We start from the raw sequence: 25,669 nt of genomic DNA on the forward strand, positions 1-25,669 counted from the left end.
CAATTAGTTTTCCAATGCCAAAGCGGCACACCACGACTCACCACGGGCGCCTTGCGGCGTCAGTTTCAGCGAACGCCCGCCGTGCTGCGCGCCAATGGTAATGGTCAGGTCGGGCTTTGGCAAAAAGCCTGCACCCTTCTGGGGCCATTCGATCAGACACAAGGCGTCATCTTCGAAATAATCGCGGATACCAAGGAATTCCAGTTCCTCAGGATCCACCAGTCGATACAGGTCGAAATGGAAGGCGCGAATGTCGCCGATCTCATAGGGCTCGACCAAGGTGAACGTGGGGCTCTTGACCGAGCCGACGTGCCCGAGGCCGCGGATGATGCCACGGGACAAGGTGGTTTTCCCCGCGCCGAGGTCGCCTTCGAGAAAAATCAGGCCGTGGCCGGCAGTGATCTGCGCGATGCGGGCGCCAAATTGTGTCATGGCTTGTTCGTCCGCCACGTACAGGGTTACTTCAGACACGGTGAATGCTCCTCCAACAACTGACGAATGGCCGGGATCAGATCGGTCGCCGCCAATCCCCGGCCCGAGCGACCGACCTTGGCACCGGCATTGGCATGCAGCCAGACCGCCAGGCACGCGGCCTCGAAGCTTTCCATGCCCTGGGCCAGCAAGGCCCCGACCACGCCAGCCAGCACATCCCCCAGGCCGGCGGTGGCCATGGCCGGATGGCCCTGGCCGCAGACTGCCAGGCGACCATCCGGGCTGGCGACCAGGCTGCCGGCTCCCTTGAGGATCACCGTGGCGGTGTATTTCTGGCTCAAGGCATGAGCCGCCGCCGGACGATCGGCCTGCACCTGGGCGGTGGATATCTCCAGCAGCCGCGCCGCCTCGCCCGGATGCGGGGTGATCACGCAATGTTCAGGCAGACGGACGTCGCCGGCGCTCAGCAGGTTCAGCGCATCGGCATCCCACACTTGCGGCAGTGGCGCATTGGCTGCGGCCGATAACAGGCTACGTCCCCAGGCAGCCTGGCCCAGGCCCGGCCCGACCACCAGCACGCTGGCCTGCTGGAGCAAGCCCATCAATTGGTTCGCCGAATGGGTGCCCTGCACCATGACTTCCGGCAAACGCATCAGCGCGGCGGACACATGCTCGCTGCGGGTCGCCATCGAAATCATGCCCGCCCCGCAGCGCAGCGCGCTTTCGGCGCTCATCTGGATGGCGCCACCAAAGCCCCGGTCGCCACCGATCAACAGCATGTGACCGAACTTGCCTTTATGGGAAGTGGCGGCGCGAGGTGTCAGATGCGGCAGATTGTGAGGTTGGAGCAGTCGGGCATTGGCCGGTGCTGCTTCAACGATATCCGGATCGGCGTGCAGGTCATTGAATACCAGCTCACCCACCCGGTCCGCCGCTTCGCCCGTGAACAACCCCAGCTTCAAGCCAATGAAGGTCACGGTCAGGTCGGCCGCCACTGCCGTACCCAACACTCGGCCGGTGTCGGCACACAAACCCGAGGGAATATCCACCGCCGCGACCGGCAGGCCGCTGACGTTGATCGTATCGATGGCCTGCACATACGGCTCACGCACATCGCCACTCAGGCCCGTGCCAAGCAACGCGTCCAGCAGCACGCCACGCAACTCGGCTTCATCCGACCACGGTTCCATCGGCACGCCCACCGCCACCGCCTCGGCGTGGGCATTGGCCGCGTCCCCCTGCAATCGCCGGGGTTCGCCCACCGTCAGCACCCGCACCGACCAGCCGGCACGCCGGGCCAGGGTCGCGACCAGGTAACCATCGCCGGCATTGTTGCCATGGCCGGCCAGCACGGTCAGCTCATGGGCGTCAGGCCAGCGTCGGACGATCGCGCGCCAGGTGGCACGGGCGGCGCGCTGCATCAATTCAAAGCCAGCAGTGCCTGCGGCGATCAGTTGTGCGTCGAGGGCCCGGACCTGCGCGGCGCTGTACAGCGCGTCGGGAAAATCATCTTTAGTGTGCGGCATGCGTCTTCGGGCTCCGATGTCTGGCAGAATTATACGCATCTCAGCTCTGGTTTCTCTCGCCTCATGCCTGCCATTCCCACAGACCTCCCCGCCCTCGCCCAATCCATCAAGGAATGGGGCCGCGAGCTGGGTTTCCAGCAGGTCGGCATCAGCGGCCTGGACCTGGCCGAGCATGAGCAACACCTGCAACGCTGGCTCGAGGCCGGCTACCACGGCGAAATGGACTACATGGGCGCCCATGGCAGCAAACGCTCGCACCCCGAGGAATTGGTGCCGGGCACATTGCGCGTGGTGTCCCTGCGCATGGATTACCTGCCGGGCGACACCCAGATGGCGCAGATGCTCGGCCAACCGGAAAAAGCCTACGTCTCGCGTTATGCGTTGGGCCGCGATTACCACAAATTGATCCGTAAACGCGTGCAACAATTGGCGGAAAAAATCCAGGCGGTCATCGGTCCCTTTGGCTACCGCGCCTTCGTCGACAGCGCGCCGGTCCTGGAAAAAGCCATCGCCGAACAGGCCGGCCTGGGCTGGATCGGTAAAAACACCCTGGTATTGAACCGCAAGGCCGGCAGTTATTTTTTCCTGAGCGAGCTGTTCGTCGACTTGCCGCTGCCGACAGACCCGCCCCACGGCACCGAACATTGCGGAAAATGCACCGCGTGCCTGGACATTTGTCCGACGAATGCCTTCGTCGGGCCCTACGTGCTCGATGCCCGCCGCTGCATTTCCTACCTGACCATCGAGCTGAAAAGCGCCATTCCCGAAGAGTTGCGGCCACTGATCGGCAACCGGGTGTTCGGCTGCGACGATTGCCAGATTGTCTGCCCGTGGAACCGCTTCGCCCGTCCGTCGGGGGAAAGCGATTTCAAGCCGCGGCACAACCTGGACAATGCCGGGCTGGCCGAGTTGTTCCTGTGGGACGAAGACACATTTCTCAGCAGCACCGAAGGTTCACCGCTGCGCCGTGCCGGTTACGAACGCTGGCTGCGCAATCTGGCGGTGGGCCTGGGCAATGCGCCGTCGACGATTCCCGTGCTGCAAGCGCTGGAGGCGCGGCGTGACTATCCGTCGGAGCTGGTGCGCGAGCATGTGGAATGGGCGTTACGCCAACATGCCGAGCGTCAGACTTCGTCGTTGTAGACGAACTTCGGCATTTCCCAGTGAAAGCGAATTGCCAGGAGCCGCAGCAGGAAACCGCCAAACAAGGTGATGAGGATCGCCTGCTCGTTCGGCAGTTGCAGGAAGACACACAGCAGATAACACCACGCCGCGGCAAACGAGACGCTGGCGTAGAGTTCGCGACGGAAGATCAGCGGAATATCGTTGCAAAAGATGTCCCGCAGAATGCCACCGAACACCCCGGTAATCACCCCGCTAACCGACGCCACCAGCATGCCATGGCCCATTTCCAGGGCCGTCATGCAACCGATCAGCGTGAACGCCACCAGGCCCACGGCGTCGAGCACCAGGAACAGTGAGCGCAGATGGCGCATCCAGCGCGCCATGAACACCGTCAACATCGCCGCCGCGGTGGTCAGCACCAGGTATTCCGGATGCTTGACCCACGTAAGCGGGTAATGACCGAGCAACACGTCGCGCACCGAGCCGCCACCCAGCGCCGTGACACAGGCGATCAGCACCACGCCGAACCAGTCCATGCCCCGCCGCCCGGCAGACAAGGCGCCGGTCATGGCTTCAGCGGTGATGGCGATCAGATAAAGCATCAGCAACATGATGGCGGTCCATCCGAGAAGGCGCGCAGTCTAGCCAGTTTGGGCTGGCACCAAAAGAGGGCGCGGCCCCGTCTTCTGCCTGAACACCATGCAGCCAAGCCCAAACAACTCCTTGTGGCGAGGGAGCTTGCTCCCGCTCGGCTGCGCAGCAGCCGCAAACCAGACAATTCGGTCTTCCTGGAAAACTGTTGGGGCCTGCTTCGCAGGCCAGCGGGAGCAAGCTCCCTCGCCACAAAAGCTGTCTCGCCGCAGTAGCCTTCGAGTCGACTCAGAACTTGATGAAGTGCTTACGGTAATGCTGCAACTCGGCAATGGACTCGCGGATGTCGTCCAGGGCCAGGTGGGTGCTGCCTTTCTGGAAGCTGTCGCGCACTTGCGGTGCCCAGCGGGCGGCCAGTTCCTTGAGGGTGGAGACGTCCAGGTTGCGGTAGTGGAAGTAGCTTTCCAGGGATTTCATGTGGGTATAAAGGAAGCGACGATCCTGGCAGATGCTGTTGCCACAGATCGGCGACTTGCCCTTGGGCACCCACTGCTCCAGGAACGCGAGGGTCTGGGCTTCGGCTTCGGCCATGCTGATCTTGCTCTCGCGCACCCGTTGGGTCAGGCCCGAGCCGCCGTGCTGGCGGGTGTTCCACTCGTCCATGCCGGCCAGGATCTCGTCGCTGTGATGGATCGCGATCACCGGGCCCTCGGCCAGGGTGTTGAGGTCGCTGTCGGTGACGATGGTGGCCATTTCGATGATGACGTCAGTGTCAGGGTTCAGACCGGTCATTTCCAGGTCGATCCAGATCAGGTTCTGCGGGTTTTGCATAGGGAGGCTCCTCGGCGTAGCCACGCAGTTTAGCCTAGGCAGCCCCTTGGGCGTGCTAAACTCGCCGCCGTTTTACCCTATTCGCTGTATTTCTTCATACGGAACACCCATGGCCAAACGCCAACTCAATCGTCGTCAAAACTGGCGCATCGAAAAGATCCAGGGTGAGCGCGCCGCCCGCGCCGCCAAACGCGAATCCAGTGCTGTCGAAGCCCTGGAGGGTGGCGACCTGGGTCCTGAACAGACCGGCCTGGTGATCGCCCACTTCGGCGTGCAGGTCGAGGTCGAGGCCCAGGAAGGCGAACTGGCCGGCCAGGTGTTCCGCTGCCACTTGCGCGCCAACCTGCCGGCGCTGGTGACGGGCGACCAGGTGGTCTGGCGTGCCGGCAACCAGGGCATCGGCGTGATTGTCGCGCAACTGCCGCGCCACACCGAGCTATGCCGCCCGGACAGCCGGGGCCAGCTCAAGCCCGTGGCCGCCAACGTCGACATGATCGTTATTGTGTTCGCGCCGTTGCCCGAGCCCCACGCCAACCTGATCGACCGCTACCTGGTGGCCGCCGAGCACGCCGGCATCCGCCCGTTGCTGCTGCTCAACAAGTTCGACCTGATCGACGAACACAACGCCCCGGCGCTGAACGCCCTGCTGTCGGTCTACCGGGACTTGGGTTATCCGGTGCTGGAAGTCTCGGCCCACCACGGTAACGGCATGGAACAATTGCAACAGCAGTTGGACGGGCGCATCAGTGTGTTCGTCGGCCAGTCCGGCGTCGGCAAGTCTTCGTTGGTCAACAGCCTGCTGCCGGAAGTCGAGACCCGCGTCGGGCCGTTGTCCGAGCTGTCCGGCCAAGGCACCCACACCACGACCACGGCGCGGCTGTTCCACTTCCCTGGTGGCGGTGAACTGATCGACTCGCCGGGTATCCGCGAATTCGGCCTGGGCCACGTCAGCCGGGCCGATGTCGAAGCCGGGTTCATCGAGTTCAACGAGCTGATCGGTACCTGCCGCTTCCGCGACTGCAAGCACGACCGCGAACCCGGTTGCGCCCTGCTCAAGGCCCTGGAAGAAGGTCGCGTGCATCAGCAACGGATGAACAGCTACCGCTCGATCATCGCCAGCCTGCCGGAAAGCAGTTATTGACCTGCACGCAGTATCAAGCCGATCACTCTTGTGGCGAGGGAGCTTGCTCCCGCTGGACTGCGAAGCAGGCCCCAACAGTCTCCAGCCAGACCGAGTTGTCCGGTCTTGCGACTGCTGCGCAGCCGAGCGGGAGCAAGCTCCCTCGCCACAAAGGCAAGCAATCCTCAAGTAAACAGTGGACCCACAAAAAAGCCGACATCGAGGTCGGCTTTTTTGTGGGTCACTGCGCCGGCGGCTCGGCCGGTTTCGGTGCGGTGTCGTCGAACAGGTTCAGGCGCTCGCGCAGCTCATGGGACGGTACGGGTTGCTGGTCCGCCGGCAACGCATTCGGATCGACCGCTGCACCTGGCGTAGCCTGTGGAGCTGGCACTTCACCCGGTGCACCCTCGCCCGGAACCGAATCGGGCGCCGGATCGTCGGTTTGTGAGCCCTCGATGGCTTTCTGCGCCTTCTTGGTCAACACCACGATGTCGATGCGCCGGTTGACCGGGTTGAACGGGTCCTTGCGGTCGAACAGCGCCGAAGAGGCATAACCGACCACCCGTGCCACCTGCTCGTCCGGATAGCTGCCGGCCACCAGGGCGCGACGGGCCGCGTTGGCGCGGTTGGCGGACAATTCCCAGTTTCCATAGTCACCCTTACCGATGTAAGGCTTGGCATCGGTATGACCACTGATGCTGATTTTGTTCGGCACCGCCTTGATGGTGTCGGCCATGGCCAGCAGGATATCTTCGAAATAAGGCTTCAGACGTGCGCTGCCAGAATCGAACATCGGCCGGTTCTCGGCGTCCATGATCTGGATGCGCAAGCCGTTCGGGGTAATTTCGAACAGGATCTGGTCCTTGAACTTCTGCAGCTCCGGGTTCTCTTCGACCTTGTTCTGCAATTCCTGCAGCAGCAACTCCAAACGCTCGCGCTCGACCTGCTCGGCCATGCCCTCGACCTGCTCGGAATCCACCGTGACCTTGTCGGGCTGGGGCTGGGACTTGACCTCGGGATTGAGGGTCGTGTCCGGCGCCAGGGTCGGCGAGCCGCCCAGGTCGATGATGTAGGGCGTGCCGCTTTCGGAAAAGCCGACCGGGTCCTTGAAGTAACCGGCGATGGCGATCTTCTGTTCCGGGGTTGCCGTGGACAGCAGCCACAGCACCAGGAAGAACGCCATCATCGCCGTGGCGAAGTCGGCGAAGGCAATTTTCCAGGCGCCCCCGTGATGCCCCCCGGCAATGCGCTTGATGCGCTTTACAATAATCGGTTGGTTATTTTCCATAACTTAACGACCGCGAACCGCTTGTTCCAGCTCGGCGAAGCTTGGACGGTGCGCCGGGTACAGGACCTTGCGACCGAACTCCACCGCCAGCGATGGCGGCATGCCCGAGGCCGAAGCCACCAGGGACGCCTTGATGGCTTCGTAGACGTTGAGTTCTTCCTTGGCATCATGGGCCAGGGAATGGGCCAGCGGGCCGAAGAAGCCATAGGCAGCCAAAATACCGAAGAAGGTACCTACCAGCGCCGCACCCACGTGCAGGCCGATGGACGCCTGGTCGCCTTCGCCCAGGGAGGCCATGGTCACCACGATCCCCAATACCGCCGCGACGATACCGAAGCCTGGCATGCCGTCGGCGATGCCGTTGACCGCGTGGGACGGGTGCTCCAGGTCTTCCTTGAGGCTGTACAGTTCCATGTCGAACAGGCCTTCGAGCTCATGGGGCGCCATATTGCCGGACGACATGATGCGCAGGTAATCACAGATGAACGCCGTCATGCGGTCATCCTTCAGCACCGACGGATACTTGGCGAAAATCGGGCTGGCGGCGGCGTCTTCGATGTCGCCTTCGATCGCCATCATGCCTTCGCGGCGGCTTTTATTGAGGATTTCGTAGATCAGCCCCAGCACCTCCAGATAGAAGGTGTGGCTGAAACGCGAGCCGAACATGCTCAAGGATTTCTTGAGCACGTGCATCGTCATATAGCCAGGGTTGGCCTGCAAGAATGCACCGAGGGCCGCGCCACCGATGATCAACACCTCGAAGGGTTGGATCAGGGCGGCGATCTTGCCGTGGGAGAGCACGTATCCGCCGAGCACGCTCGCGAACACGACAATGATGCCGATAATTTTAGCCATAGATAGAAAGTACTTACTTAAGTCGGGTTCAAGGTCATATTCGGAAGCTGAAAAATCTCTTCTTCTACTTATCGGCAAAACTGCGCCAGACTATAGGCTGTTCTGGCGAAAAGCCAATTAGCCCCGTTCCGGGCGTAGAGAATTCATACGATGATCACGTCCAGCCATGACTAACGAAACCAAGGTTCCAACGCCCCGACCGACCACCCTCGACGGCTGGGTGAAGCTGCTCAACGGCGTGCATCTGCCGGTGCCCCAGGCCAGCCACGACCTGGTCTGCAAGGCCCTCGCCGATAGCCGTCGCTCATTGCGCGACATCGCCGACCTGATGCAGGACAGCCCCGCGCTGGCCCTGAGCGTCATCCGCGAGGCCAACCATCACACCCATGGCAGCCTCGCTGAGCCTGCGGAAAATCTCGAAGTGGCCATCAACCGCCTCGGCCTCAAGCGCACCGAGGAGTTGCTCGCCCGCCTGCCGTCATTGCCGGGGCACGAAATCCCTGTTGCCTTGCGCCAGCTGCAATTGATCAGCCAGCATGCCACGCAACAGGCCAATGGTTTTTTTGCCAGCCGCCTGGCACGGCTGTGGCAAGACATCCACTGGGGCAGCCTGTTGTTCCTGTCGCCGCTTTGGCCCCTGGCCGTGACTCACCCACGGTTGCTCGGGGAATGGGAATTGCGGGTCGTCCATAAAGGCGAGTCCGCACGCAAGGTCGAGCGCGAACTGTTCGGCGTCCGCCTGCTGGAGATCTGCCTGGCGCTGGTGGAGACCTGGCGTTTGCCGATCTGGGTGGCGCAAGGTTATCGCCTGTTGCTCAACGAACGCCGCGAACTGGTGAAAGTCCTGCGCATCGCCCGGGACAGCGAACATCCGCTGCGCCAGCAGAATCGCCTGGACGACGACCCAACCCTGCGGCGCTGGCTCAACCAGCCGGCCAACACCGTGTTGCTGGCCAACGGCCTGGCCCTCGCGGCGCAGCAGGCCTGGGACAGCCCTCACAACACTCGCTGGCAGTACCTCACCAGTTTGTATCTGCAAATGTCGATGGATGAAATCCAGCAGCAGTTGCACCAACAAGCCGCCAACAGCGCACGTCATCACGCCATGCCGGACCTCTGGCACCCGGCCGTGGCGCTGATCTGGCCTTGGGGCAGCCGCCGTATCCACCCCGGCTTGCTGCCCGCCGCGCCGCCCAGCGCCCAGGACCTGAGCCAGTGGCGCAAGCAATGTTCCGCCATGCTGGTGGAGCCGAGCCCCTTCCTCAACGCCATGCACCTGACCACGTCGGCACGGGACGCCCTGGTGGCCTGTGGCATGCGCCGGGTGATGATCCTGATGGCCGACCGCAGCCAGACCAGCGTGCGCGTTCACCAGACCGCCGGTTTGCCCAAGGAAGCCGCGGCCATGAGCTTTACCATCAGCCAGAGCAAAATCTTGCAACGATTACTGGCCCAGCAGGCCCAGGTTCGCCTGAACCCGGACAACAACGCGCAGTTTTCGGCGCTATTACCGCCGGGCCTGCGCAGCCTGTTCCGCGGCGAACACCTGCTGTTGCGCTCACTGACCTGCAATGGCCGGGTGATCATGCTGGTGGCGGTGGACCAGGGCGGCGGGCCGTTCTCGGACGTCACCGTGCAAGCTTTCGGCAAAACCGTGCAATGCATCGAAAGGGCCCTGCATACCTTTACCAACCGCGGCCGCTGAACTTGATACAATCCTCTCCCTTTGCGCCCCTGGAGACCTCACATGCCTGACTTCTCTGGCTTGCCGTTGGTGATCGAGCCGAGCGAGCTGCTACCGCGCCTCGACGCCCGCGAACTGATTCTGGTGGACCTGACCAGCGCCGCCCGCTACGGCACCGGGCATATCCCTGGCGCACGTTTCGTCGACCCCAAGCGCACCCAGCTCGGCCAACCGCCGGCGCCGGGCCTGCTGCCGGCCAAGGCCGACCTTGAAGCCCTCTTCGGTGAGCTCGGGCACAACCCGGATGCGGTCTACGTGGTCTATGACGATGAAGGCGGCGGCTGGGCCGGGCGGTTTATCTGGTTGCTGGACGTGATCGGCCACGGGAACTACCACTACCTCGACGGCGGCTTGCTGTCGTGGCTGGACGAGGGCCTGCCGGTGTCCATCGACGTCCCTGCGCCCGTGGGTGGGCCGGTCAGCCTGACGCTGCACGACGCGCCCACCGCCACCCGTGAGTACCTGCAAAGCCGTCTCGGCGCTGCCGACCTGGCCATCTGGGACGCGCGCGGCCCGCTGGAATACTCCGGCGAAAAAGTCGTCGCGGCCCGGGGCGGACACATTCCCGGCGCGGTCAATTTCGAATGGACCGCCGGCATGGACAAGGCGCGCAACCTGCGCATCCGCAAAGACATGCCGCAAATCCTCGAACGATTGGGCATCACCCCTGATAAAGAAATCATCACCCACTGCCAGACTCACCACCGCTCTGGCTTCACCTACCTGGTGGCCAAGGCGCTCGGTTATCCACGGGTCAAAGGCTATGCCGGTTCCTGGGGCGAATGGGGCAACCACCCCGACACACCCATCGAGCTTTGAAGGTTCTTAAGGACAGTTAATGAAAAACCGTTTATTCATCCTCACCCAATACCTGCTGCCCCACCACCTGCTGTCGCGGCTGGCCGGCCGCATTGCCGAATGCCGCGTGCGCTGGTTCAAGAACGCTTTCACCACGTGGTTTGCCAAGCGCTACCAAGTGGACATGTCCCAGGCCCTGGTGGAAGACCTGACGGCCTACGAGCATTTCAACGCCTTCTTCACCCGCGCCCTGAAGGACGGCGCCCGCCCGCTGGACGAAACCCCGGGCGCGATTCTCAGCCCCGCCGACGGTGCCGTCAGCCAGCTCGGCCCGATCGAGCACGGCCGGGTATTCCAGGCCAAGGGCCACAGCTTCAGCGTGCTGGAACTGCTGGGCGGTGACGCGGCCAACGCAGCGCCGTTCATGGGTGGCGATTTCGCCACCATCTACCTGTCCCCCAAGGACTACCACCGCGTGCACATGCCACTGGCGGGCACCCTGCGGGAAATGGTCTACATCCCCGGGCGGATTTTCTCGGTCAACCAGACCACTGCCGAAAACGTGCCGGAGCTGTTTGCCCGTAACGAGCGCGTCGCGTGCATTTTCGACACCGAGCGTGGACCGATGGCCGTGGTGCTGGTGGGCGCGATGATCGTGGCCTCCATCGAAACCGTCTGGGCCGGGCTGGTGACGCCGCCCAAGCGCGAGCTGAAAACCTTCCGTTACGACGAAGCCGCACGTGCGCCGATTCATCTGGAAAAAGGTGCCGAACTGGGGCGCTTCAAGCTGGGTTCGACCGCTATCGTGCTGTTCGGTCCGGACCAGGTGAAATGGGCCGAGGACCTGGTGGCCGGTTCGCCGGTGCAGATGGGTCAAGGACTGGCACTACCCAACGCTCGATGAGATAGCTAGCGGCGCAATCAACATGAGTCGCTACCCTCGCCGACGCTGCCACACTACGCCTTGGAGTTTTGTCCTGGCCCCCTTTCACTACCCTTGGAATAGGTATGACACGTTCGGCTTTTTCCAGATTCACCTTGCTTGTCTTGATGATCGGCTTCACTGCGCACCTGACGGGACTGCTGTTCATTATCGACGGCAGCACTTACACCACGATATCCAACGCGAGTCTTTTTATACCCGCGTTGCTTTTATGTGTGCTCGATGCGCGCCTACGTCAAGGCATTGTCCAAAAGCCCTACTGGCCGGTACTGCTGGTACTGGTCTTTTCGCTGCTGGTAGCGCTGCTGAATCCCGGGTCCGAAGCCTCCGCCTACGGACAATTCAAAACCGTGTTGTACGTAATGTTGTACCTGAGCGCGATTCATATACTGGCCCGGGAAGAACTGCTTGAGAAATGCCTGACGTTTGCCTTTGTGATCGCGGGTTTATTTGCGATTGCCGGTTTGATCATCCACTTCACCCAGCAAGACCAGAACATTTTTTTCTCTGGCAAACGTTTATACAAATTGGGCTATGGCAACTATGCCAACTTCAAGAACCCCATCATTGCGGCGCTGTATTACGGGTTCTTCGGCATTTACGGGTTCCACTTGTTAATGACCAAAACCTTCGGACCGTGGGTCAGAACGTTGTTCATGGCCTGTGTGCTAGGCCTTTCGCTGTACCTGTTCTGCACGCTTTCAAGAGCCGTCTGGCTTGGGTATGGCTTGGCAATCGCTACAAGCATTCTTCTTCACCATAGTTTGAGGTCGAGGAAATGGTTGTGCCTGGCCGGCGTAATATTCCTTGCAATGTCAGTATGGCTATGGCCCGTCATCGTCAAACAGCAAAGTCGTGGCTTCAACCTTCGCGACGTAATCTGGGCAGGCTGGCTAGACCGCATTGACGAGTTCTGGCTGTTTGGTGCCGGGGCGGGCAGTAATTTTGATATCTGCATATCCGAAGTGCATTGCTACAACCAAGTCCACAATCTCTTCCTACAGTATTTTTACGAATTCGGCGTGACAGGTGCAGTACTGTTATTGCTGGCCATCGCCTATGTTTTCAAGCGCGCGATCGACAGGAAGACCTGGCACCATCCCGTCGGTTCGGTAGGCTTGCCCCTGCTTATCTTTGGGGTTGTAACGGCTCTATTCGACTACCACACGGTGTTCAACAGGCCTGGCGTCTATTGGATCGTTTTCTGGCTGCCTATTGGAATGATTCTGTCCCAGAGGTTCGTACCCAGCACACCTCGCGGCAAAGAGGGCGTCGATGCTTCTTGATATTTTCCGATCAGCCAAACGCTACTGGCATATCGAAATCCTCGGCGGTCTCGATAAACCGTTCAGGTGGAGACGGCTTTACCAAAAATGTCAGCGCATCAACAGGTACCGCTACCTTTTCTGGTTCCGCCTGGCATACGCCATGCACCAGCAGGACAGCAAATTCTGGAGACGGCGCGGCAAGCTGCTCAACGAACGCATCAGCCGCCAATTCAATGTAGAGATCATGCTGGGCGCCACCGTCGGGGAAGGCCTATGGATTGCCCATCCGAATGGAATCGTCATCACATCGCACGCCATCATTGGAAAAAATTTCAAGATCTGGCAGAACTGCACGCTGGGTATCAAGGGGCAAAGCGATACCGCAGTATTGCGCATTGGCGACGGCGTCCGGATACATGCTCATGCCTGCATCATCGCTGACCATTTGGAGCTGGGTGACAATGTGATCATTGGCGCAGGCGCCTTCGTCAACAAGAGCATCCCGGCCAACCACCTGTACATCACCCGAAGCGTTGGTGAAATGAAGGAATACGATCCCGTTTCAATGGGCCGCCTGCAGGACTAGTCACCAGGGGTCGCGGTAGCATGATCTTTCGGCTACACCTGCTAGAGTTGGATACATCCTTTTCGTTTCCCGCCGGAGCCTGTCCACGGCATGAATGAGACCAGCCCTCTCCAGCTATTGCGCGTCCTGACCCCGACACAATCACGCCTGTCGTTCTGCGATGCGACGCCAAAGGACCTCAAGCGCTGGATCGCCAACCTGCCCAAGGCCAACATCGGCGAGACCGCTCGCCTGCTGTACCAGGCCCTTGGCGAACTCAACCAACTGCTCACCCCCAGCGACAATCGCCTGCAACTGCTCGAACTGCTGCGGCCCGAGGTGTACTACGTCTGCAAGCACCTGGAGCGGCACTTCCTGCAACAGGCCATCGTGCTGGACGATCGCTCGCGCAAGATCGTCAACCTGTGCCAGGCCCTGCAAACCCAACTGGCGATGGGCTACAAACAGATCGTGGCGCGTATCGCGTCCAAATACACCAAGGACCGCGCCCGCCTGCTGAGCACCGCGTTACAACGGGCGCTGCATGCCCTCAACGGCCCGCTGCTGCGTGCCAGCCAACTTTACAGCCCTGTGCCCGAGGGACTTTGGCTCGATCTGCATCAGTTGTACCGGATCGCCTGCCAGCACCGGCTACAGCACCTGAGCGTGAGTGACGAACTGGCCAGCCAGGTTCATCAACTGAATGCCGAGCAAACCTATGTCGTCGCGCTGTTGCTGGGCGCATCACGCAGCAATCAGCTGCGCCAGAGCCAGATCGGGCGACTGACCGAAACGCTCGAATCCTGGAGCCAGTGGGTCAAGCTGGACCCTGCCACCAGCGCTACCAGCCTGTTCGCGGTCGCTCCGGAGCTGGATGTCGGGCCACGCTATCGCTCCAAGTTCCGCGCCGAACAACAGCCGACCTTGCAGGGCTTCGATCCACAGCCACTGGTGCGGGCAATTGCCACACATTTGGAACAGCCTGCCGCTAACACCTTGCCAGTCCCTGGCGGCATGAGTGCCGACACCTTGCACCACCTGCAAGCCGCCTGGGGCGAAGCGGCTGAGCGCAGCTTCCAGCGCACCGAGGGCAATGGCACGCTGACGCTGTGCGTAGGCATGAGTGCGCTGCACTACTACCTCGGCGGTGAGCGCTCGTTCAACGAAATACTGAAAAGCCCGACTGCTCGCAAAGCCCGCTTCGAAGCCACGCCAAGCAAGACCAACGACACCTGGAGCCAGGCTTTCGACGCCGCCCCGACAGGCGACAACGACCTGCTGCCCTACGAAGAAATCGAATACCCGGTCAACCCGAGCGATGACGACGGCAGTCACTCCGACAACCAGCATCACTTCCCCACCTACGACCTGCCGATCATCAACCACAGCCCTGGCGGCTACTGCCTAGGCTGGCCCAAGGAAGTGCCGGAACAACTGCAAGCCGGGGAAATGATCGGCATCCGCGACGCCAGCGACCAAGCCTGGAGTGTCGCCGTGGTGCGCTGGATCCGCCAGGTGCGCAACGGCGCCATGCAAATGGGTATCGAACTGGTCGCCCCCCATGCCCAGCCGTGCGGACTGCAGCTGGTGCGGGACGAAAATGATCACGGCCATTATCTGCGCGGGCTGTTGCTTCCCGAGATCAGTGCGATTGACCTGCCCCCGACCATGATCGCCCCACGCCTGCCGTTTCAGGAGGGTCAGCGGGTATTGATCAACACCAATGGCCAGGAACGCCGCGCCGGCCTGGACCGACGAGTGACCAGCACGCACAGTTTCAATCAGTTTTCCTACCACCCGGAAGACTCGGCCGAAACCGGGGATGGCGGCGATCAGGAAGGGAATTTCGATTCGTTGTGGAAGTCGCTGTAGACAGCGCACGAACGCTTCGTGGCGAGGGAGCTTGCTCCCGCTGGCCTGCGCAGCAGGCCCAATACGGTCAGACTGACATCCCCGGGCGTGTCAGGTTTCGGGGCCGCTTCGCGCCCCAGCGGGAGCAAGCTCCCTCGCCACAAAAGCATGCGCTCCAAACCGGCGTGTGATTCAGAGCTGCCCGTCCCGATCCCGGAAACCCAGCAGGTACAACACCCCATCCAGCCCCAGGGTGGAAATCGCTTGCCGGGCCGACTGCTTGACTAGCGGCTTGGCACGGAACGCCACGCCCAGGCCCGCGATCGCCAGCATCGGCAAGTCGTTGGCGCCGTCGCCCACGGCGATGGTCTGCTCCAGGCGCAGGCCTTCTTTTTCCGCCAGTTCGCGCAGCAGGTCCGCCTTGCGCTGGGCATCGACGATCGGCTCGACGGCCACGCCGGTCACCTTGCCGTCCACCACTTCCAATTCGTTGGCAAACACGTAGTCGATGCCGAGCTTGGCCTGCAATTGCTTGGCGAAGTAAGTGAAGCCACCGGACAGGATGGCGGTCTTGTAACCCAGGCGCTTGAGTTCGGCGAACAGGGTCTCGGCGCCTTCGGTCAGGCGCAGGGAGGCGCCGATGGAGTCGAGCACGCTGACGTCCAGGCCTTGTAGCAGGGCCAGGCGCTCCTTGAAGCTGGCGCGAAAATCCAGCTCGCCGGCCATGGCTCGCTCAGTGATGGCCGAGACCTTGTCGCCGACGCCGGCCGCCTTGGCCAGTTCGTCGATGACTTCAGCTTCGATCAGCGTCGAGTCCATGTCGAACACTGCCAGGCGGCGGTTACGGCGGAACAGCGAGTCTTCCTGGAAGGCGATGTCGACGTTCAGCTCCTGGGCAACGCTGAGGAACTCGGCACGCAACGCCTGGGGGTCGGCGGGCTCGCCGCGCACCGAAAACTCGATGCAGCCCTTGCCCTTGTCGGCCGGCGTGTCCAGGGGCATGCGCCCGGACAAGCGGTCGATGTGGTCGATGTTCAGGCCATATTGGGCGGTGATCGAGCTGACGCGCTGCAATTGCTCGGCGGTCACCTTGCGGGTCAACAGGGTCACGATGTGGCGCTTCTTGCCCTGGCCGGCCACCCACTGCTGGTAATCGTCCTCGGACACCGGGGTGAAGCGCACCTGCTGGTCGAGCTTGTAGGCGGTGAACAGGATGTCCTTGAGCACGGACTTGCTTTGTTCGGCGTCCGGGATTTCCACCAGGATGCCGAACGACAGCGTGTCATGGATCACCGCCTGACCGATGTCGAGAATGTTCACACCACCCTGGGCCAGAACGCCGGTAATGGCCGCAGTCAGACCCGGACGGTCGCTGCCAGTGATGTTTATCAGGACGATTTCGCGCAAGGCGCACCCCCGCAGGTGGAAAAAAACCGCATTCTACCCACATTCAGTGACCATCGGGCACCGCCAGTGCTTTGCCGGTCATGGGGCTGTCGCTATACTGCGCGTCAATTTCACGGACAAAGAGCCGAGCTCAGTGAACCGGCCCACGCCAGTCAAAACCGACAACTTCTTCCTGCTGATCTTCCGTGCACTGCGTCACCGTCGTGTGCCGATTGCATTGCGCATTGCCAGCCATAACGTAATCCTGGTCGCCCTGGCCCTGGTCATCTATGCCTGCGTGATGGGTTTGCAATTCAAGCAGGCGATGCACGAGCAGGCCGATGCCCTGGGGGAAAGCCTGACCACCCAGACCGCCACATCCGCCACCGAGCTGCTGGTGTCCAACGACATCCTCAGCCTCAACGTGCTGCTCAACAACCTGACCAAGAACAAGCTGGTGGCCCACGCCGCCATCTACAGCGTGGACAACCGCATCCTCGCCGAGGCCGGGCAGCGGCCCAAGCCTGGCCTGCTGGGCGAGTCCGGCGGCATGTACCAGAGCAAGATCACCTTCCAGGACGTGACCGCCGGGCAACTGCGCATCAGCCTGGACATGGACCAGTTCCAGCAACCGATGACCATCAGCCTGCAAAGCATGGGCATCCTCAGCGCGATCCTGCTGGCGCTGGCATTGGCCTTGAGCCTGCGCCTGGGGCGGCACATCTCCACGCCGCTGTTGCAATTGCGCGTCTGGCTGCGGGACATCGACGAACACACGCCCGCCACCCAGCGCCAGGACGAAATCGGCGACCTGGCCCGGCAACTACACGCCAGCTTCGCGCCGGAACCTGAGCCGGTGCCGGAACCTGAAGACATTGACTACGTGGACGACGAGGCCGAGCCGGGTTTCGAAGTGCGTAACCTGCGCGATCCGGGCTTCGACGAAAGCCAGCCGATGCCCGCCTCCAAACCGGCACCACGTCATGTGGTACGCACGGCAGAGGACGAGGAAGACGATGACGCCTTCGCCGACCTGCGTGACGAATCCGCCGAGGGAGCACCTCGACCGGTCGCCAGGCCTGTTGCCTCGAACCTGCCCCAGCACAGCGCCGTATTGGCCGTGCAGTTGGGCGCCCAGGATCAACTGCGCCGCCTGCCCCAGGCGCGCCTGAAGGAGTTGCTCGAGCGCTACCGCGACTGCCTCGACCAGGCCGCATCGCTCTATCAGGGCGAATTGCATACCCTGAACGACGGCAGCACGCTGATGCTGTTCCACACCGAAGACAGCGGCGACGATTACCTGACCAACGCCATTTGCTGCGGTGAGTTGTTGCGCGCCTTGGGTCACCAGTTGCAGATCGAAGTCGCCGACAGCGGCATTACCCTGCAATTGCAATTGGGCCTGACCTTGGGTGATGGCTTGTTCGGCCTGAGCCAGATCGACCTGCTGCTGACCGAAACCGCCCAGGACGCCCTGGCACTGTCGCAACACAGCCGCAACCTGCTGCTGGTGGAGCGCAAGATCAATGACGACGCCCTGATCCGCCAACGCGCCCGCATCCGCCCCATCGCCAGCCCCGAAGGCGCGTGCTGCGTGGAGCGCTTGATGGAGCCTTACCCGTCGATGCTGGAGCGGCAACTGGCGCGGATGCATGAGCGCCAGGTCTGAATCTCAGGACTTGAAATAACGAAGCCCGCAGATGAGTGATTGTCTGCGGGCTTTTTTGTTGGCGTCACTGACCTCTTCGCGAGCAAGCCCGCTCCCACAGTGAATCTCCATGGACCACAAGATCTACGTCCCACTGAAAATCCAGTGTGGGAGCGGGCTTGCTCGCGAAAGGGCCAGCACAGACACCAGAGATTCCGAATGGCAGAAACAACAAAGCCCGCATCACTGCGGGCTTTGTCGTATATCCGGTCCAGGCATCAGAACCTGAACACTTCCATGTCCGTACGAATTGGCAAGGCCATGGGGATCTTGTCCTTTTCCTTTTCCACCGGCTTGGCCGGGGCAGGCGCGGACTTACGGGGCACTGCTTCAGCGACAGGCGGCTGGTTGGCCAACGGCTTGAGCGACACGGACAGCTGTTCGGCCAGGCGTTGCAGGAGCACGCCCTGGGCTTGGACCTGCGCCGCGGTGGTGCCGGCATGGACCTCTTGCAGATGTACGATGCGGTTTTCACGCACCTTGCCACGACGGTCGATCAACCGCCATTGGGCATCGAGCACTGCCGGCTGATCCTTGCCCGAGTCCAGGCGGGTAATCGACAGCAGCACTTGTACATCCGGAGTGAAGCCCTGGGTTGCAGGGGCCAGCACCACGCGCTGGCTGTCCAAATGCCCGGCGACCTGGCGCAGCAGCAATTGATCGATGTCAGAGGACAGGCTGCCGGCCCAACGGCCGTCAGTGGCGGCTTGCAGGCTGCCGTCCGGTTGACGTTGCAACAAGGTTTCACGCTGCAGGTAGTCAGCGATCAGAACCGGGCCGAGCAATACGGCCATGCCTGTGCTTTGCGCAGGCTGGGACGGGGTTCCGCTGTCCAGTTGGTACAGCGACACCGGCTGGTTCATGCTGCAGCCCGCCAGGCCAAGCAGGCCGGCGAGCCACAAAATAGGGAGGCGCAGAGCAGTCATCGTTCCGTCCAGGTGGCAGCCACAAGGCTTGCCACAGTGAAAAAATACTCGGTCATTATGAAGAACGCTCGGCCACGCCGGCGCTTGAAAGGGCCTATCATCCGTGAATATGCGCGCCGACTCCAGCGCGAAAGCAACGATCTGCGGCATTTAATCGCAGACCGGGCCCTCTAGTACGCCTAATTGAGGTTTTCGACGAGCAGCGCATCGACCCGCTGAAACCCTCTCGGAAGCTTATTGCCCCGACGACCACGTTCACCCTTGTAATGCTCAAGATCGTCTGCTTTCAACGAAAGCGTGCGCTTGCCTGCCTGCAGCACAAGCGTCGCACCCTCCGGTAATACTGCAATATCCGTGACAAATTCCTCACGACTGGCGACCCGTTCGCCGGAAATACCAATAATCTTGTTGCCCTTGCCTTTACCCAGCTGTGGCAGGTCACTGATCTTGAACACCAGCAACCGACCTTCGGTGGTGACCGACGCCAGCCAGTTGCTCTCCCGATCGGCAACCGGGCGCGGCGCAATCACCTTGGCGTTGTTCGGCAGGCTCAACAACGCCTTGCCCGCCTTGTTCTTGGCTTGCAAGTCCTCGCCCTTGACCACGAAACCGTAACCCGCGTCCGATGCGATTACGTAGAGCCCATCATCATCAGGCATCAGCACGCATTCAAAAGTTGCACCCGGTGGCGGTGTTAAACGACCGGTCAGCGGTTCGCCCTGGCCGCGAGCCGATGGCAGGGTATGGGCCGGCACCGAATAACTGCGTCCGGTGGAGTCGACGAACACCGCAAACTGGTTGGAGCGCCCGGCCGCCAAGGCCTTGAAGCCGTCACCGGCCTTATAGGAAAGCCCCGTCGCGTCAATATCATGACCCTTGGCCGAACGCACCCAGCCTTTTTCCGACAGCACGACAGTCACTTTCTCGTTCGGCAACAGATCGTGTTCGCTCAGCGCCTTGGCTTCGGCACGCTCGACGATCGGCGAGCGACGGTCGTCGCCGTAAGTTTCGGCGTCCTTGAGCAGCTCGGTGCGCACCAGCTTCTTGAGCTTGGCTTCGCTGCCCAGCAAGGCTTGCAGCTTGGCCTGCTCCTTGAGCAACTCATCCTGCTCGGCCCGCAGCTTCATCTCTTCCAACCGCGCCAACTGCCGCAGGCGGGTATCGAGGATGTAGTCGGCCTGGATTTCGCTCAGGGCGAAACGCTCGATCAGGCTGGCCTTGGGGTGCTCCTCGGTACGGATGATGTGGATCACTTCATCCAGGTTGAGGTAGGCGATCAGCAAGCCGTCCAACAGGTGCAGGCGGCGCTCGACCTTGTCCAGGCGAAATTGCAGGCGCCGGCGCACGGTCTTGACCCGGAACTCCAGCCACTCCACCAGCAAGGCCCGCAAGTTCTTCAACTGCGGCTTGCCATCCAGGCCGATGATGTTGATGTTGACCCGGTAGCTGGACTCCAAGTCGGTGCTGGCGAACAGGTGCTGCATCAGCGCGTCGTGGTCGACCCGGCTGTTGACCGGGATGATCACGATGCGGCACGGGTTTTCGTGGTCGGATTCGTCGCGCAAGTCAGCCACTTGCGGCGCTTTCGACGGTTTTGCCTGCATCATCGCGGCAATCTGTTCCAAGACCTTGGCCCCGGACACCTGATGCGGCAGCGCCGTGACAATGATGTCGCCATCTTCGATGTGGTACACGGCGCGCATGCGCACCGAACCGCGACCGGTCTCGTAGATTTTCAGCAAGTCTGCGCGCGGGGTGATGATTTCGGCTTCGGTCGGATAATCCGGGCCCTGGATATGCTCGCAGAGCTGCTCCACCGTGGCTTTCGGTTCGTCCAGCAGACGCACGCACGCCGTGGCCACTTCCCGCAGGTTGTGGGGCGGCACGTCGGTGGCCATGCCCACGGCGATGCCGGTGGTGCCATTGAGGAGGATATTCGGCAAACGTGCTGGCAACACCAGGGGTTCGTCGAGGGTGCCGTCGAAGTTCGGCCCCCAGTCCGCGGTGCCCTGGCCCAGCTCGCTGAGCAGCACCTCGGAATAACGCGACAGCCGCGCCTCGGTGTAACGCATGGCCGCGAAGGACTTGGGATCGTCCGGCGCACCCCAGTTACCCTGGCCGTCCACCAAGGTGTAGCGGTAGCTGAACGGCTGGGCCATCAGCACCATGGCTTCGTAGCAGGCCGAGTCGCCGTGGGGGTGGAACTTACCGAGCACGTCACCGACGGTACGCGCCGATTTCTTGTGCTTGGAATCCGCATCCAGCCCCAGTTCACTCATGGCGTAGATGATCCGCCGCTGGACCGGCTTCAAGCCGTCGCCGATGTGCGGCAAGGCGCGGTCCATGATCACGTACATGGAGTAATTGAGGTAGGCATTTTCGGTGAAGTCAGCCAGCGATCGGCGTTCTACGCCGTCTAAGCTGTCTGCAAGAATGTCGCTCATGCGGGCCTCATCAGTTCGTTGTCTGGCGCAGCAGCATGGTGCCGTCGCGCTGGGTAAATTCAAGTTTGTTCAGGGCGCTCATGCCCAGCAGCACTTGCGTGCCGCCCAGGCCCGGCGCCACCAGGGCACGGACATCGCGCAGAACGATGTCACCCAATTGCAGCCGGTCGATGCGCGTGCGGTAGCCCTCGCTCACACCGTTGGCGGTGCTCAAGGTCACGCCGAAACCTTTTTCCAGCTTGAGGCGTTCGGCCAATTCCAACGGAATCGCCACGTCGGTGGCACCGGTGTCGAGCATGAAGTCCACCGGCTGGCCGTTGATCTGGCCGCTGGCGACGAAATGCCCCTGCCGGTTGCCGACCAGCTTCACCTCGATAAAACCTTCGCCTTTTAGCGAATGCACCTGGGCATTGGGGTTCAGTTCCCGCTGCTCCCACTGGGCAAAAAACCGTGTTGCCAGAAACAGCGCCGCGCACCAGGCCAGGATCATCAGCACCCGGCCGGCGCGCTTGCCCGGTGGTTGCTGGCTCACGGCGAGGCGCTCCAGCCACCGTCAGGCGCGGCGAAGCGCCAGACAATCGGCCGCTGTTCGCCATCGGCCCGCTTACCGTCGTTGTTGTCCTGGCCGATCCAGGCTCCGTCGGCGTCCACCACCAGCGCTTCGGCCAGCCCATAAGGCTGGGGATAACGACGGCTATCCTGCAACGCCTCGGCGGCGAACGACCAGCAACGTTCCACCTGGGCGGTCTGCGGGTCACGCCGGCAGATCTGGTAGGCATTGCGCTCCAGGGAAAACAGCTTGCCATTGAACAATGACAGGTCGGCGAAATCCCGGGAAACCGCCTTGGCCTTGGGGAACTGCGCCGGCTGCATTTCCTGGCCCGCTTCGCTGAGCAAGACACAATTGCCGTCGCAGCCCCACACCGTTTGCTGGCGCTTGATCAACAGCAGGCCGCGACGCTCACGCTCGGCCGCCAACCACAACTGGTCGCCGGCCGGGCTGACCGCAAGGCCTTCGAACAAGGCGTTGAAGTGCAGCAACATGCCACTGCCCCGCGCCTGCCGGATCATCGTCTGGGCAATTTTCAGCCAGGATGCGGCCCCCGTCGGCGGTATGTACAGCACGGCGGCATGAGACTCGCTGACCACATAACGATTGCCGGCGCTGTCACAGCTGATGCCTTCGAAATCCAGCTCGCCACCGCGCAGGAACGACGCCGCCCAGGTTCGCGATCTCAAGCCCCAGGGCAAACCGCTGTCCGGTACCTCCGGCACCTCGATTCCAACCGCCTCGGCCTGCCAGACCGGCGCCTCGGAGGGCATGAGGCGATAGATCCGGTCATCATCGCGATCGGACACGGTCCACATCTCGCCGCCGCACAGCGCCAGCCCGGACAGGTTGCCACCGCGCATGCCGTCGACGGCATGCTCGGACAGCAGCTTCAATTCCGGCGCCGGCCCTGCGACCACCATCCCCGCCCACAGCCACAACGCCAGGGCGAAACCGTTGCGCATCAGGCCAGCACCTCGGCCAGGTCCCCTTTGGATTCAAGCCAGGACTTGCGGTCGCCGGCGCGTTTCTTGGCCAGCAACATGTCCATCATTTCCGAAGTCGCTTCAAAATCATCCAAGGTCAACTGCACCAGGCGGCGGGTATTGGGATCCATGGTGGTTTCGCGCAACTGCGGCGGGTTCATCTCACCCAGGCCCTTGAATCGGGTGACCTGCGGCTTGCCCCGTTTCTTCTCGGCGACCAGGCGGTCAAGGATGCCGTCGCGCTCGGCTTCGTCCAGGGCGTAGTAGATTTCCTTGCCCAGATCGATGCGGTACAGCGGCGGCATCGCCACGTAGACGTGGCCGGCGTCCACCAGTGGGCGGAAATGCTGGACGAACAAGGCACAAAGCAGCGTGGCAATGTGCAGGCCGTCGGAGTCGGCGTCGGCGAGGATGCAGATCTTGCCGTAGCGCAGCTGGCTCATGTCCTCGGCGCCCGGATCGACGCCAATGGCCACGGCGATGTTATGCACTTCCTGGCTGGCCAGCACTTCACTGCCGTCCACTTCCCAGGTATTGAGGATCTTGCCCCGCAGCGGCAGGATTGCCTGGAACTCTTTATCCCGCGCCTGCTTGGCCGAGCCGCCGGCGGAGTCACCTTCCACCAGGAACAGCTCGGAACGCATCGGGTCCTGCCCGGCGCAATCGGCAAGCTTGCCCGGCAAGGCCGGCCCTTGGGTGATGCGCTTGCGCTCGACTTTCTTGCTCGCTTTCAGACGACGACCGGCGTTGTTGATCGCCAGCTCCGCCAGGGCCAGGCCGGTTTCCGGGTTGGCGTTGAGCCACAGGCTGAACGCGTCCTTGACCACACCGGAAACAAACGCCGCCGCTTCGCGAGACGACAGGCGCTCTTTGGTCTGGCCGGAGAATTGCGGTTCCTGCATCTTCATCGACAAGACGAAGGCAATGCGCTCCCAGACGTCTTCCGGCGCCAGCTTCACGCCGCGAGGCAGCAGGTTGCGGAACTCGCAGAACTCACGCATGGCGTCGAGCAGTCCCTGGCGCAAGCCGTTGACGTGGGTACCGCCCTGAGCCGTGGGGATCAGGTTGACGTAGCTTTCCTGGACGCTTTCGCCGCCTTCGGGCAGCCACAACAGCGCCCAGTCCACGGCTTCCTTGTTACCGGCCAGGCTGCCACAGAACGGCTCGTCGGGCAGGCGTTCGAAACCGCTGACCGCATCTACCAGATAAGAGCGCAGGCCGTCTTCGTAATGCCATTCGACTTTTTCGCCGGTGGCCTTGTCCTCGAAACTGACCAGCAGCCCCGGGCACAACACGGCCTTGGCCTTGAGCACGTGCTTGAGGCGGCTGACGGAAAACTTCGGCGAATCGAAATACTTCGGATCCGGGGCGAAATACACGCTGGTCCCGGTGTTGCGCTTGCCGACGGTGCCGACCACTTCCAGCTCGGTGGCCTTGTAGCCGTCGGCGAACGTCATCTGGTATTCATTGCCGTCACGCTTGACCCGCACCCGCACCTGGGTCGACAAGGCGTTGACCACGGAAATACCCACCCCGTGCAGACCGCCGGAGAACTGGTAGTTCTTGTTGGAAAACTTGCCGCCGGCGTGGAGCTTGGTGAGGATCAGCTCGACGCCCGACACACCTTCTTCAGGGTGAATGTCCACCGGCATGCCGCGGCCGTCATCGCTGACTTCCAGCGAGTGATCGGCGTGCAGGATGACCTGCACCGACTTCGCATGCCCGGCCAAGGCTTCGTCGACACTGTTGTCGATGACTTCCTGGGCGAGGTGGTTCGGCCGACTGGTGTCGGTGTACATGCCGGGGCGCTTGCGCACCGGGTCGAGGCCCGAGAGGACTTCGATGGCGTCTGCGTTATAAGAGCTAGCGCTGGGAGTGGCCATGGGGTCTCGTCGTCAGTGTTCAATGAAAAAGGGGCGATGGCTCACAGCGACGTGAAGTCGATCGCCTGGTACAAATCAGCGCCAATGCCGGCAAAACTCAACAATGCCGGTAACTGCTGGGCAAATCCTTGGAAACTGTGGTCGCCGCCGGCCTGGATGCGCAAGGCACAGGCGCGGTAATACTGCTGGGCGTGGCGATAATCCAGCGTTTCGTCACCGGTTTGCAACCATACCTGATACCGCTGCGGATCCCAGGGCGCCGGCACTTCCAGCTCGGCCAGGGCCGTCACGTGGTCGTGGGTCAATTCCCAGGTTTCGTCGGTGTATAAATTTTTCTGCGTCCCCAGGTACCCGTCGAACATCCGATGCGGGCTCACGGCAGGATTGACCAACAGGGCCTTGAGCCCGTGGCGCTCGGCCAAGTGAGTCGCATAGTAGCCGCCGAGCGAGCTGCCGACCAGCAGCGGCTGCCCCAGTTCTGTAATCGCCTGTTCCAGCTGACCGATGGCCTGGCGGGGGTGGTGATGCAGGGCCGGCACCTGTAGCTGGTCGCTGAGGCCAAGGCGTGCCATCACTTCGACCAGTTGGCAGGCTTTGGTCGATGCTGGGGCGCTGTTGAAGCCATGGATATAAAGGATCGAACCCGACATTGCCGACTCCCTGGGTGCTGGGCAAAGGCCGGAGTTTACAGGGAGATTGCGGGGATTGGGGGGGATTTGACCGTGTTGTTGCCCTCTATGAACCGTCGATCACAGCGCCTGTGGGAGCAAAGCTTGCTCGCGAGGCGGCCTTGTAGCCAACCTGTTTCTCCCGGTTGTACTTCGATCAAACTGTGGGAGCGAGCCTGCT

General features: G+C 62.0%; 22 protein-coding genes. 9 read left to right on the forward strand and 13 right to left on the reverse strand.

Going from position 1 to position 25,669, the window contains the following annotated elements; all coding sequences use genetic code 11:
* Nucleotides 1-3: 3 nt before the first annotated feature.
* Both tsaE and HU767_RS24540 read right to left on the reverse strand, forming a co-directional pair.
* Nucleotides 4-471 carry a tRNA (adenosine(37)-N6)-threonylcarbamoyltransferase complex ATPase subunit type 1 TsaE gene (gene tsaE, locus HU767_RS24535; RefSeq protein ID WP_186730683.1) on the reverse strand — a complete coding sequence of 156 codons (468 nt, stop codon included), beginning with the start codon at nucleotides 469-471 and terminating at the stop codon, nucleotides 4-6.
* Entirely contained in the window at nucleotides 459-1,958 is a 1,500-nt protein-coding gene (locus HU767_RS24540; RefSeq protein WP_186730684.1) for an NAD(P)H-hydrate dehydratase, read from the reverse strand. Before HU767_RS24540 ends, tsaE begins: the two co-directional genes overlap by 13 nt.
* 63 nt (nucleotides 1,959-2,021) lie before the next feature.
* Between HU767_RS24540 and queG the strand changes: the two genes are divergently transcribed.
* Nucleotides 2,022-3,101, forward strand: coding sequence for a tRNA epoxyqueuosine(34) reductase QueG (gene queG, locus HU767_RS24545; RefSeq protein WP_186707994.1), 1,080 nt, complete (start codon nucleotides 2,022-2,024; stop codon nucleotides 3,099-3,101).
* Here queG and HU767_RS24550 read toward each other — a convergent pair.
* Nucleotides 3,083-3,697, reverse strand: coding sequence for a trimeric intracellular cation channel family protein (locus HU767_RS24550; RefSeq protein ID WP_186708082.1), 615 nt, complete (start codon nucleotides 3,695-3,697; stop codon nucleotides 3,083-3,085). The two genes, queG and HU767_RS24550, sit on opposite strands and share 19 nt — an antisense overlap.
* Before the next feature lie 265 nt (nucleotides 3,698-3,962).
* On the reverse strand, nucleotides 3,963-4,505 hold the full coding sequence (orn, locus tag HU767_RS24555) for an oligoribonuclease (RefSeq protein WP_186730685.1): 543 nt from the start codon (nucleotides 4,503-4,505) through the stop codon (nucleotides 3,963-3,965).
* Between the two features lie 109 nt (nucleotides 4,506-4,614).
* Here orn and rsgA point away from each other — a divergent pair, with 109 nt between their 5' ends.
* Nucleotides 4,615-5,646 carry a small ribosomal subunit biogenesis GTPase RsgA gene (rsgA, locus tag HU767_RS24560; protein ID WP_072407102.1) on the forward strand — a complete coding sequence of 344 codons (1,032 nt, stop codon included), beginning with the start codon at nucleotides 4,615-4,617 and terminating at the stop codon, nucleotides 5,644-5,646.
* Between the two features lie 220 nt (nucleotides 5,647-5,866).
* Here rsgA and motB read toward each other — a convergent pair whose 3' ends face one another.
* Nucleotides 5,867-6,913, reverse strand: a complete 1,047-nt coding sequence (motB, locus tag HU767_RS24565; protein ID WP_186730686.1) for a flagellar motor protein MotB — start codon at nucleotides 6,911-6,913, stop codon at nucleotides 5,867-5,869.
* A gap of 3 nt (nucleotides 6,914-6,916) precedes the next feature.
* Nucleotides 6,917-7,768: a flagellar motor stator protein MotA gene (gene motA / locus HU767_RS24570; protein ID WP_186707998.1), complete on the reverse strand. Its 852-nt coding sequence runs from the start codon at nucleotides 7,766-7,768 to the stop codon at nucleotides 6,917-6,919.
* A gap of 166 nt (nucleotides 7,769-7,934) precedes the next feature.
* Between motA and HU767_RS24575 the strand changes: the two genes are divergently transcribed.
* From HU767_RS24575 to HU767_RS24600, 6 genes are all read left to right on the forward strand, one after another.
* On the forward strand, nucleotides 7,935-9,473 hold the full coding sequence (locus HU767_RS24575) for an HDOD domain-containing protein (RefSeq protein WP_186730687.1): 1,539 nt from the start codon (nucleotides 7,935-7,937) through the stop codon (nucleotides 9,471-9,473).
* A gap of 42 nt (nucleotides 9,474-9,515) precedes the next feature.
* Entirely contained in the window at nucleotides 9,516-10,331 is an 816-nt protein-coding gene (gene rhdA, locus HU767_RS24580; protein WP_186730688.1) for a thiosulfate sulfurtransferase, read from the forward strand.
* A 19-nt stretch (nucleotides 10,332-10,350) separates the two neighbouring features.
* Entirely contained in the window at nucleotides 10,351-11,214 is an 864-nt protein-coding gene (gene asd / locus HU767_RS24585; protein WP_186730689.1) for an archaetidylserine decarboxylase, read from the forward strand.
* Between the two features lie 104 nt (nucleotides 11,215-11,318).
* A complete protein-coding gene (locus HU767_RS24590) occupies nucleotides 11,319-12,539 on the forward strand; it encodes an O-antigen ligase family protein (protein ID WP_186730690.1) in 1,221 nt (406 codons plus the stop codon).
* A complete protein-coding gene (locus tag HU767_RS24595; protein ID WP_186708009.1) occupies nucleotides 12,529-13,107 on the forward strand; it encodes a serine acetyltransferase in 579 nt (192 codons plus the stop codon). Before HU767_RS24590 ends, HU767_RS24595 begins: the two co-directional genes overlap by 11 nt.
* 90 nt (nucleotides 13,108-13,197) lie before the next feature.
* The gene (locus HU767_RS24600; protein WP_186708011.1) at nucleotides 13,198-14,958 is read left to right on the forward strand and encodes a molecular chaperone; all 1,761 of its coding nucleotides are present in this window, start codon (nucleotides 13,198-13,200) and stop codon (nucleotides 14,956-14,958) included.
* A 171-nt stretch (nucleotides 14,959-15,129) separates the two neighbouring features.
* Here HU767_RS24600 and serB read toward each other — a convergent pair whose 3' ends face one another.
* Complete coding sequence (gene serB / locus HU767_RS24605; protein WP_053117868.1) at nucleotides 15,130-16,344, reverse strand: phosphoserine phosphatase SerB; 1,215 nt, start codon at nucleotides 16,342-16,344, stop codon at nucleotides 15,130-15,132.
* A gap of 133 nt (nucleotides 16,345-16,477) precedes the next feature.
* On the opposite strand from serB, the gene HU767_RS24610 reads away from it, so the two are divergent.
* Nucleotides 16,478-17,992, forward strand: coding sequence for an AhpA/YtjB family protein (locus HU767_RS24610; RefSeq protein ID WP_186730691.1), 1,515 nt, complete (start codon nucleotides 16,478-16,480; stop codon nucleotides 17,990-17,992).
* A 257-nt stretch (nucleotides 17,993-18,249) separates the two neighbouring features.
* On the opposite strand, the gene HU767_RS24615 is transcribed toward HU767_RS24610, so the two are convergent.
* The 6 genes from HU767_RS24615 to HU767_RS24640 all read right to left on the reverse strand — a co-directional run bounded on the left by HU767_RS24615 (nucleotide 18,250) and on the right by HU767_RS24640 (nucleotide 25,470).
* The gene (locus HU767_RS24615) at nucleotides 18,250-18,957 is read right to left on the reverse strand and encodes a PqiC family protein (RefSeq protein WP_186708017.1); all 708 of its coding nucleotides are present in this window, start codon (nucleotides 18,955-18,957) and stop codon (nucleotides 18,250-18,252) included.
* Nucleotides 18,958-19,136: 179 nt separating this feature from the next.
* On the reverse strand, nucleotides 19,137-21,401 hold the full coding sequence (parC, locus tag HU767_RS24620; RefSeq protein WP_186730692.1) for a DNA topoisomerase IV subunit A: 2,265 nt from the start codon (nucleotides 21,399-21,401) through the stop codon (nucleotides 19,137-19,139).
* A gap of 10 nt (nucleotides 21,402-21,411) precedes the next feature.
* On the reverse strand, nucleotides 21,412-21,933 hold the full coding sequence (locus HU767_RS24625; protein ID WP_186708021.1) for a TIGR02281 family clan AA aspartic protease: 522 nt from the start codon (nucleotides 21,931-21,933) through the stop codon (nucleotides 21,412-21,414).
* Nucleotides 21,930-22,916, reverse strand: coding sequence for an esterase-like activity of phytase family protein (locus HU767_RS24630; protein ID WP_186730693.1), 987 nt, complete (start codon nucleotides 22,914-22,916; stop codon nucleotides 21,930-21,932). Before HU767_RS24630 ends, HU767_RS24625 begins: the two co-directional genes overlap by 4 nt.
* Complete coding sequence (gene parE, locus HU767_RS24635; protein WP_053181455.1) at nucleotides 22,916-24,820, reverse strand: DNA topoisomerase IV subunit B; 1,905 nt, start codon at nucleotides 24,818-24,820, stop codon at nucleotides 22,916-22,918. The genes HU767_RS24630 and parE overlap by 1 nt, the downstream gene beginning before the upstream one ends.
* Before the next feature lie 41 nt (nucleotides 24,821-24,861).
* Complete coding sequence (locus tag HU767_RS24640) at nucleotides 24,862-25,470, reverse strand: YqiA/YcfP family alpha/beta fold hydrolase (protein WP_186730694.1); 609 nt, start codon at nucleotides 25,468-25,470, stop codon at nucleotides 24,862-24,864.
* Nucleotides 25,471-25,669 lie beyond the last annotated feature (199 nt).

This window comes from Pseudomonas sp. SWRI179, from assembly GCF_014268705.1.
Classification (GTDB): domain Bacteria; phylum Pseudomonadota; class Gammaproteobacteria; order Pseudomonadales; family Pseudomonadaceae; genus Aquipseudomonas; species Aquipseudomonas zanjanensis.

Bases quoted from the DNA above. Each gene is read 5' to 3' on its own strand.
- HU767_RS24540 (WP_186730684.1), bottom strand. From the start codon at position 1,958: ATGCCGCACACTAAAGATGATTTTCCCGACGCGCTGTACAGCGCCGCG.
- queG (WP_186707994.1), top strand. From the start codon at position 2,022: ATGCCTGCCATTCCCACAGACCTCCCCGCCCTCGCCCAATCCATCAAG.
- orn (WP_186730685.1), bottom strand. From the start codon at position 4,505: ATGCAAAACCCGCAGAACCTGATCTGGATCGACCTGGAAATGACCGGT.
- rsgA (WP_072407102.1), top strand. From the start codon at position 4,615: ATGGCCAAACGCCAACTCAATCGTCGTCAAAACTGGCGCATCGAAAAG.
- motB (WP_186730686.1), bottom strand. From the start codon at position 6,913: ATGGAAAATAACCAACCGATTATTGTAAAGCGCATCAAGCGCATTGCC.
- motA (WP_186707998.1), bottom strand. From the start codon at position 7,768: ATGGCTAAAATTATCGGCATCATTGTCGTGTTCGCGAGCGTGCTCGGC.
- HU767_RS24575 (WP_186730687.1), top strand. From the start codon at position 7,935: ATGACTAACGAAACCAAGGTTCCAACGCCCCGACCGACCACCCTCGAC.
- rhdA (WP_186730688.1), top strand. From the start codon at position 9,516: ATGCCTGACTTCTCTGGCTTGCCGTTGGTGATCGAGCCGAGCGAGCTG.
- asd (WP_186730689.1), top strand. From the start codon at position 10,351: ATGAAAAACCGTTTATTCATCCTCACCCAATACCTGCTGCCCCACCAC.
- HU767_RS24590 (WP_186730690.1), top strand. From the start codon at position 11,319: ATGACACGTTCGGCTTTTTCCAGATTCACCTTGCTTGTCTTGATGATC.
- HU767_RS24595 (WP_186708009.1), top strand. From the start codon at position 12,529: ATGCTTCTTGATATTTTCCGATCAGCCAAACGCTACTGGCATATCGAA.
- HU767_RS24600 (WP_186708011.1), top strand. From the start codon at position 13,198: ATGAATGAGACCAGCCCTCTCCAGCTATTGCGCGTCCTGACCCCGACA.
- HU767_RS24615 (WP_186708017.1), bottom strand. From the start codon at position 18,957: ATGACTGCTCTGCGCCTCCCTATTTTGTGGCTCGCCGGCCTGCTTGGC.
- parC (WP_186730692.1), bottom strand. From the start codon at position 21,401: ATGAGCGACATTCTTGCAGACAGCTTAGACGGCGTAGAACGCCGATCG.
- HU767_RS24630 (WP_186730693.1), bottom strand. From the start codon at position 22,916: ATGCGCAACGGTTTCGCCCTGGCGTTGTGGCTGTGGGCGGGGATGGTG.
- parE (WP_053181455.1), bottom strand. From the start codon at position 24,820: ATGGCCACTCCCAGCGCTAGCTCTTATAACGCAGACGCCATCGAAGTC.
- HU767_RS24640 (WP_186730694.1), bottom strand. From the start codon at position 25,470: ATGTCGGGTTCGATCCTTTATATCCATGGCTTCAACAGCGCCCCAGCA.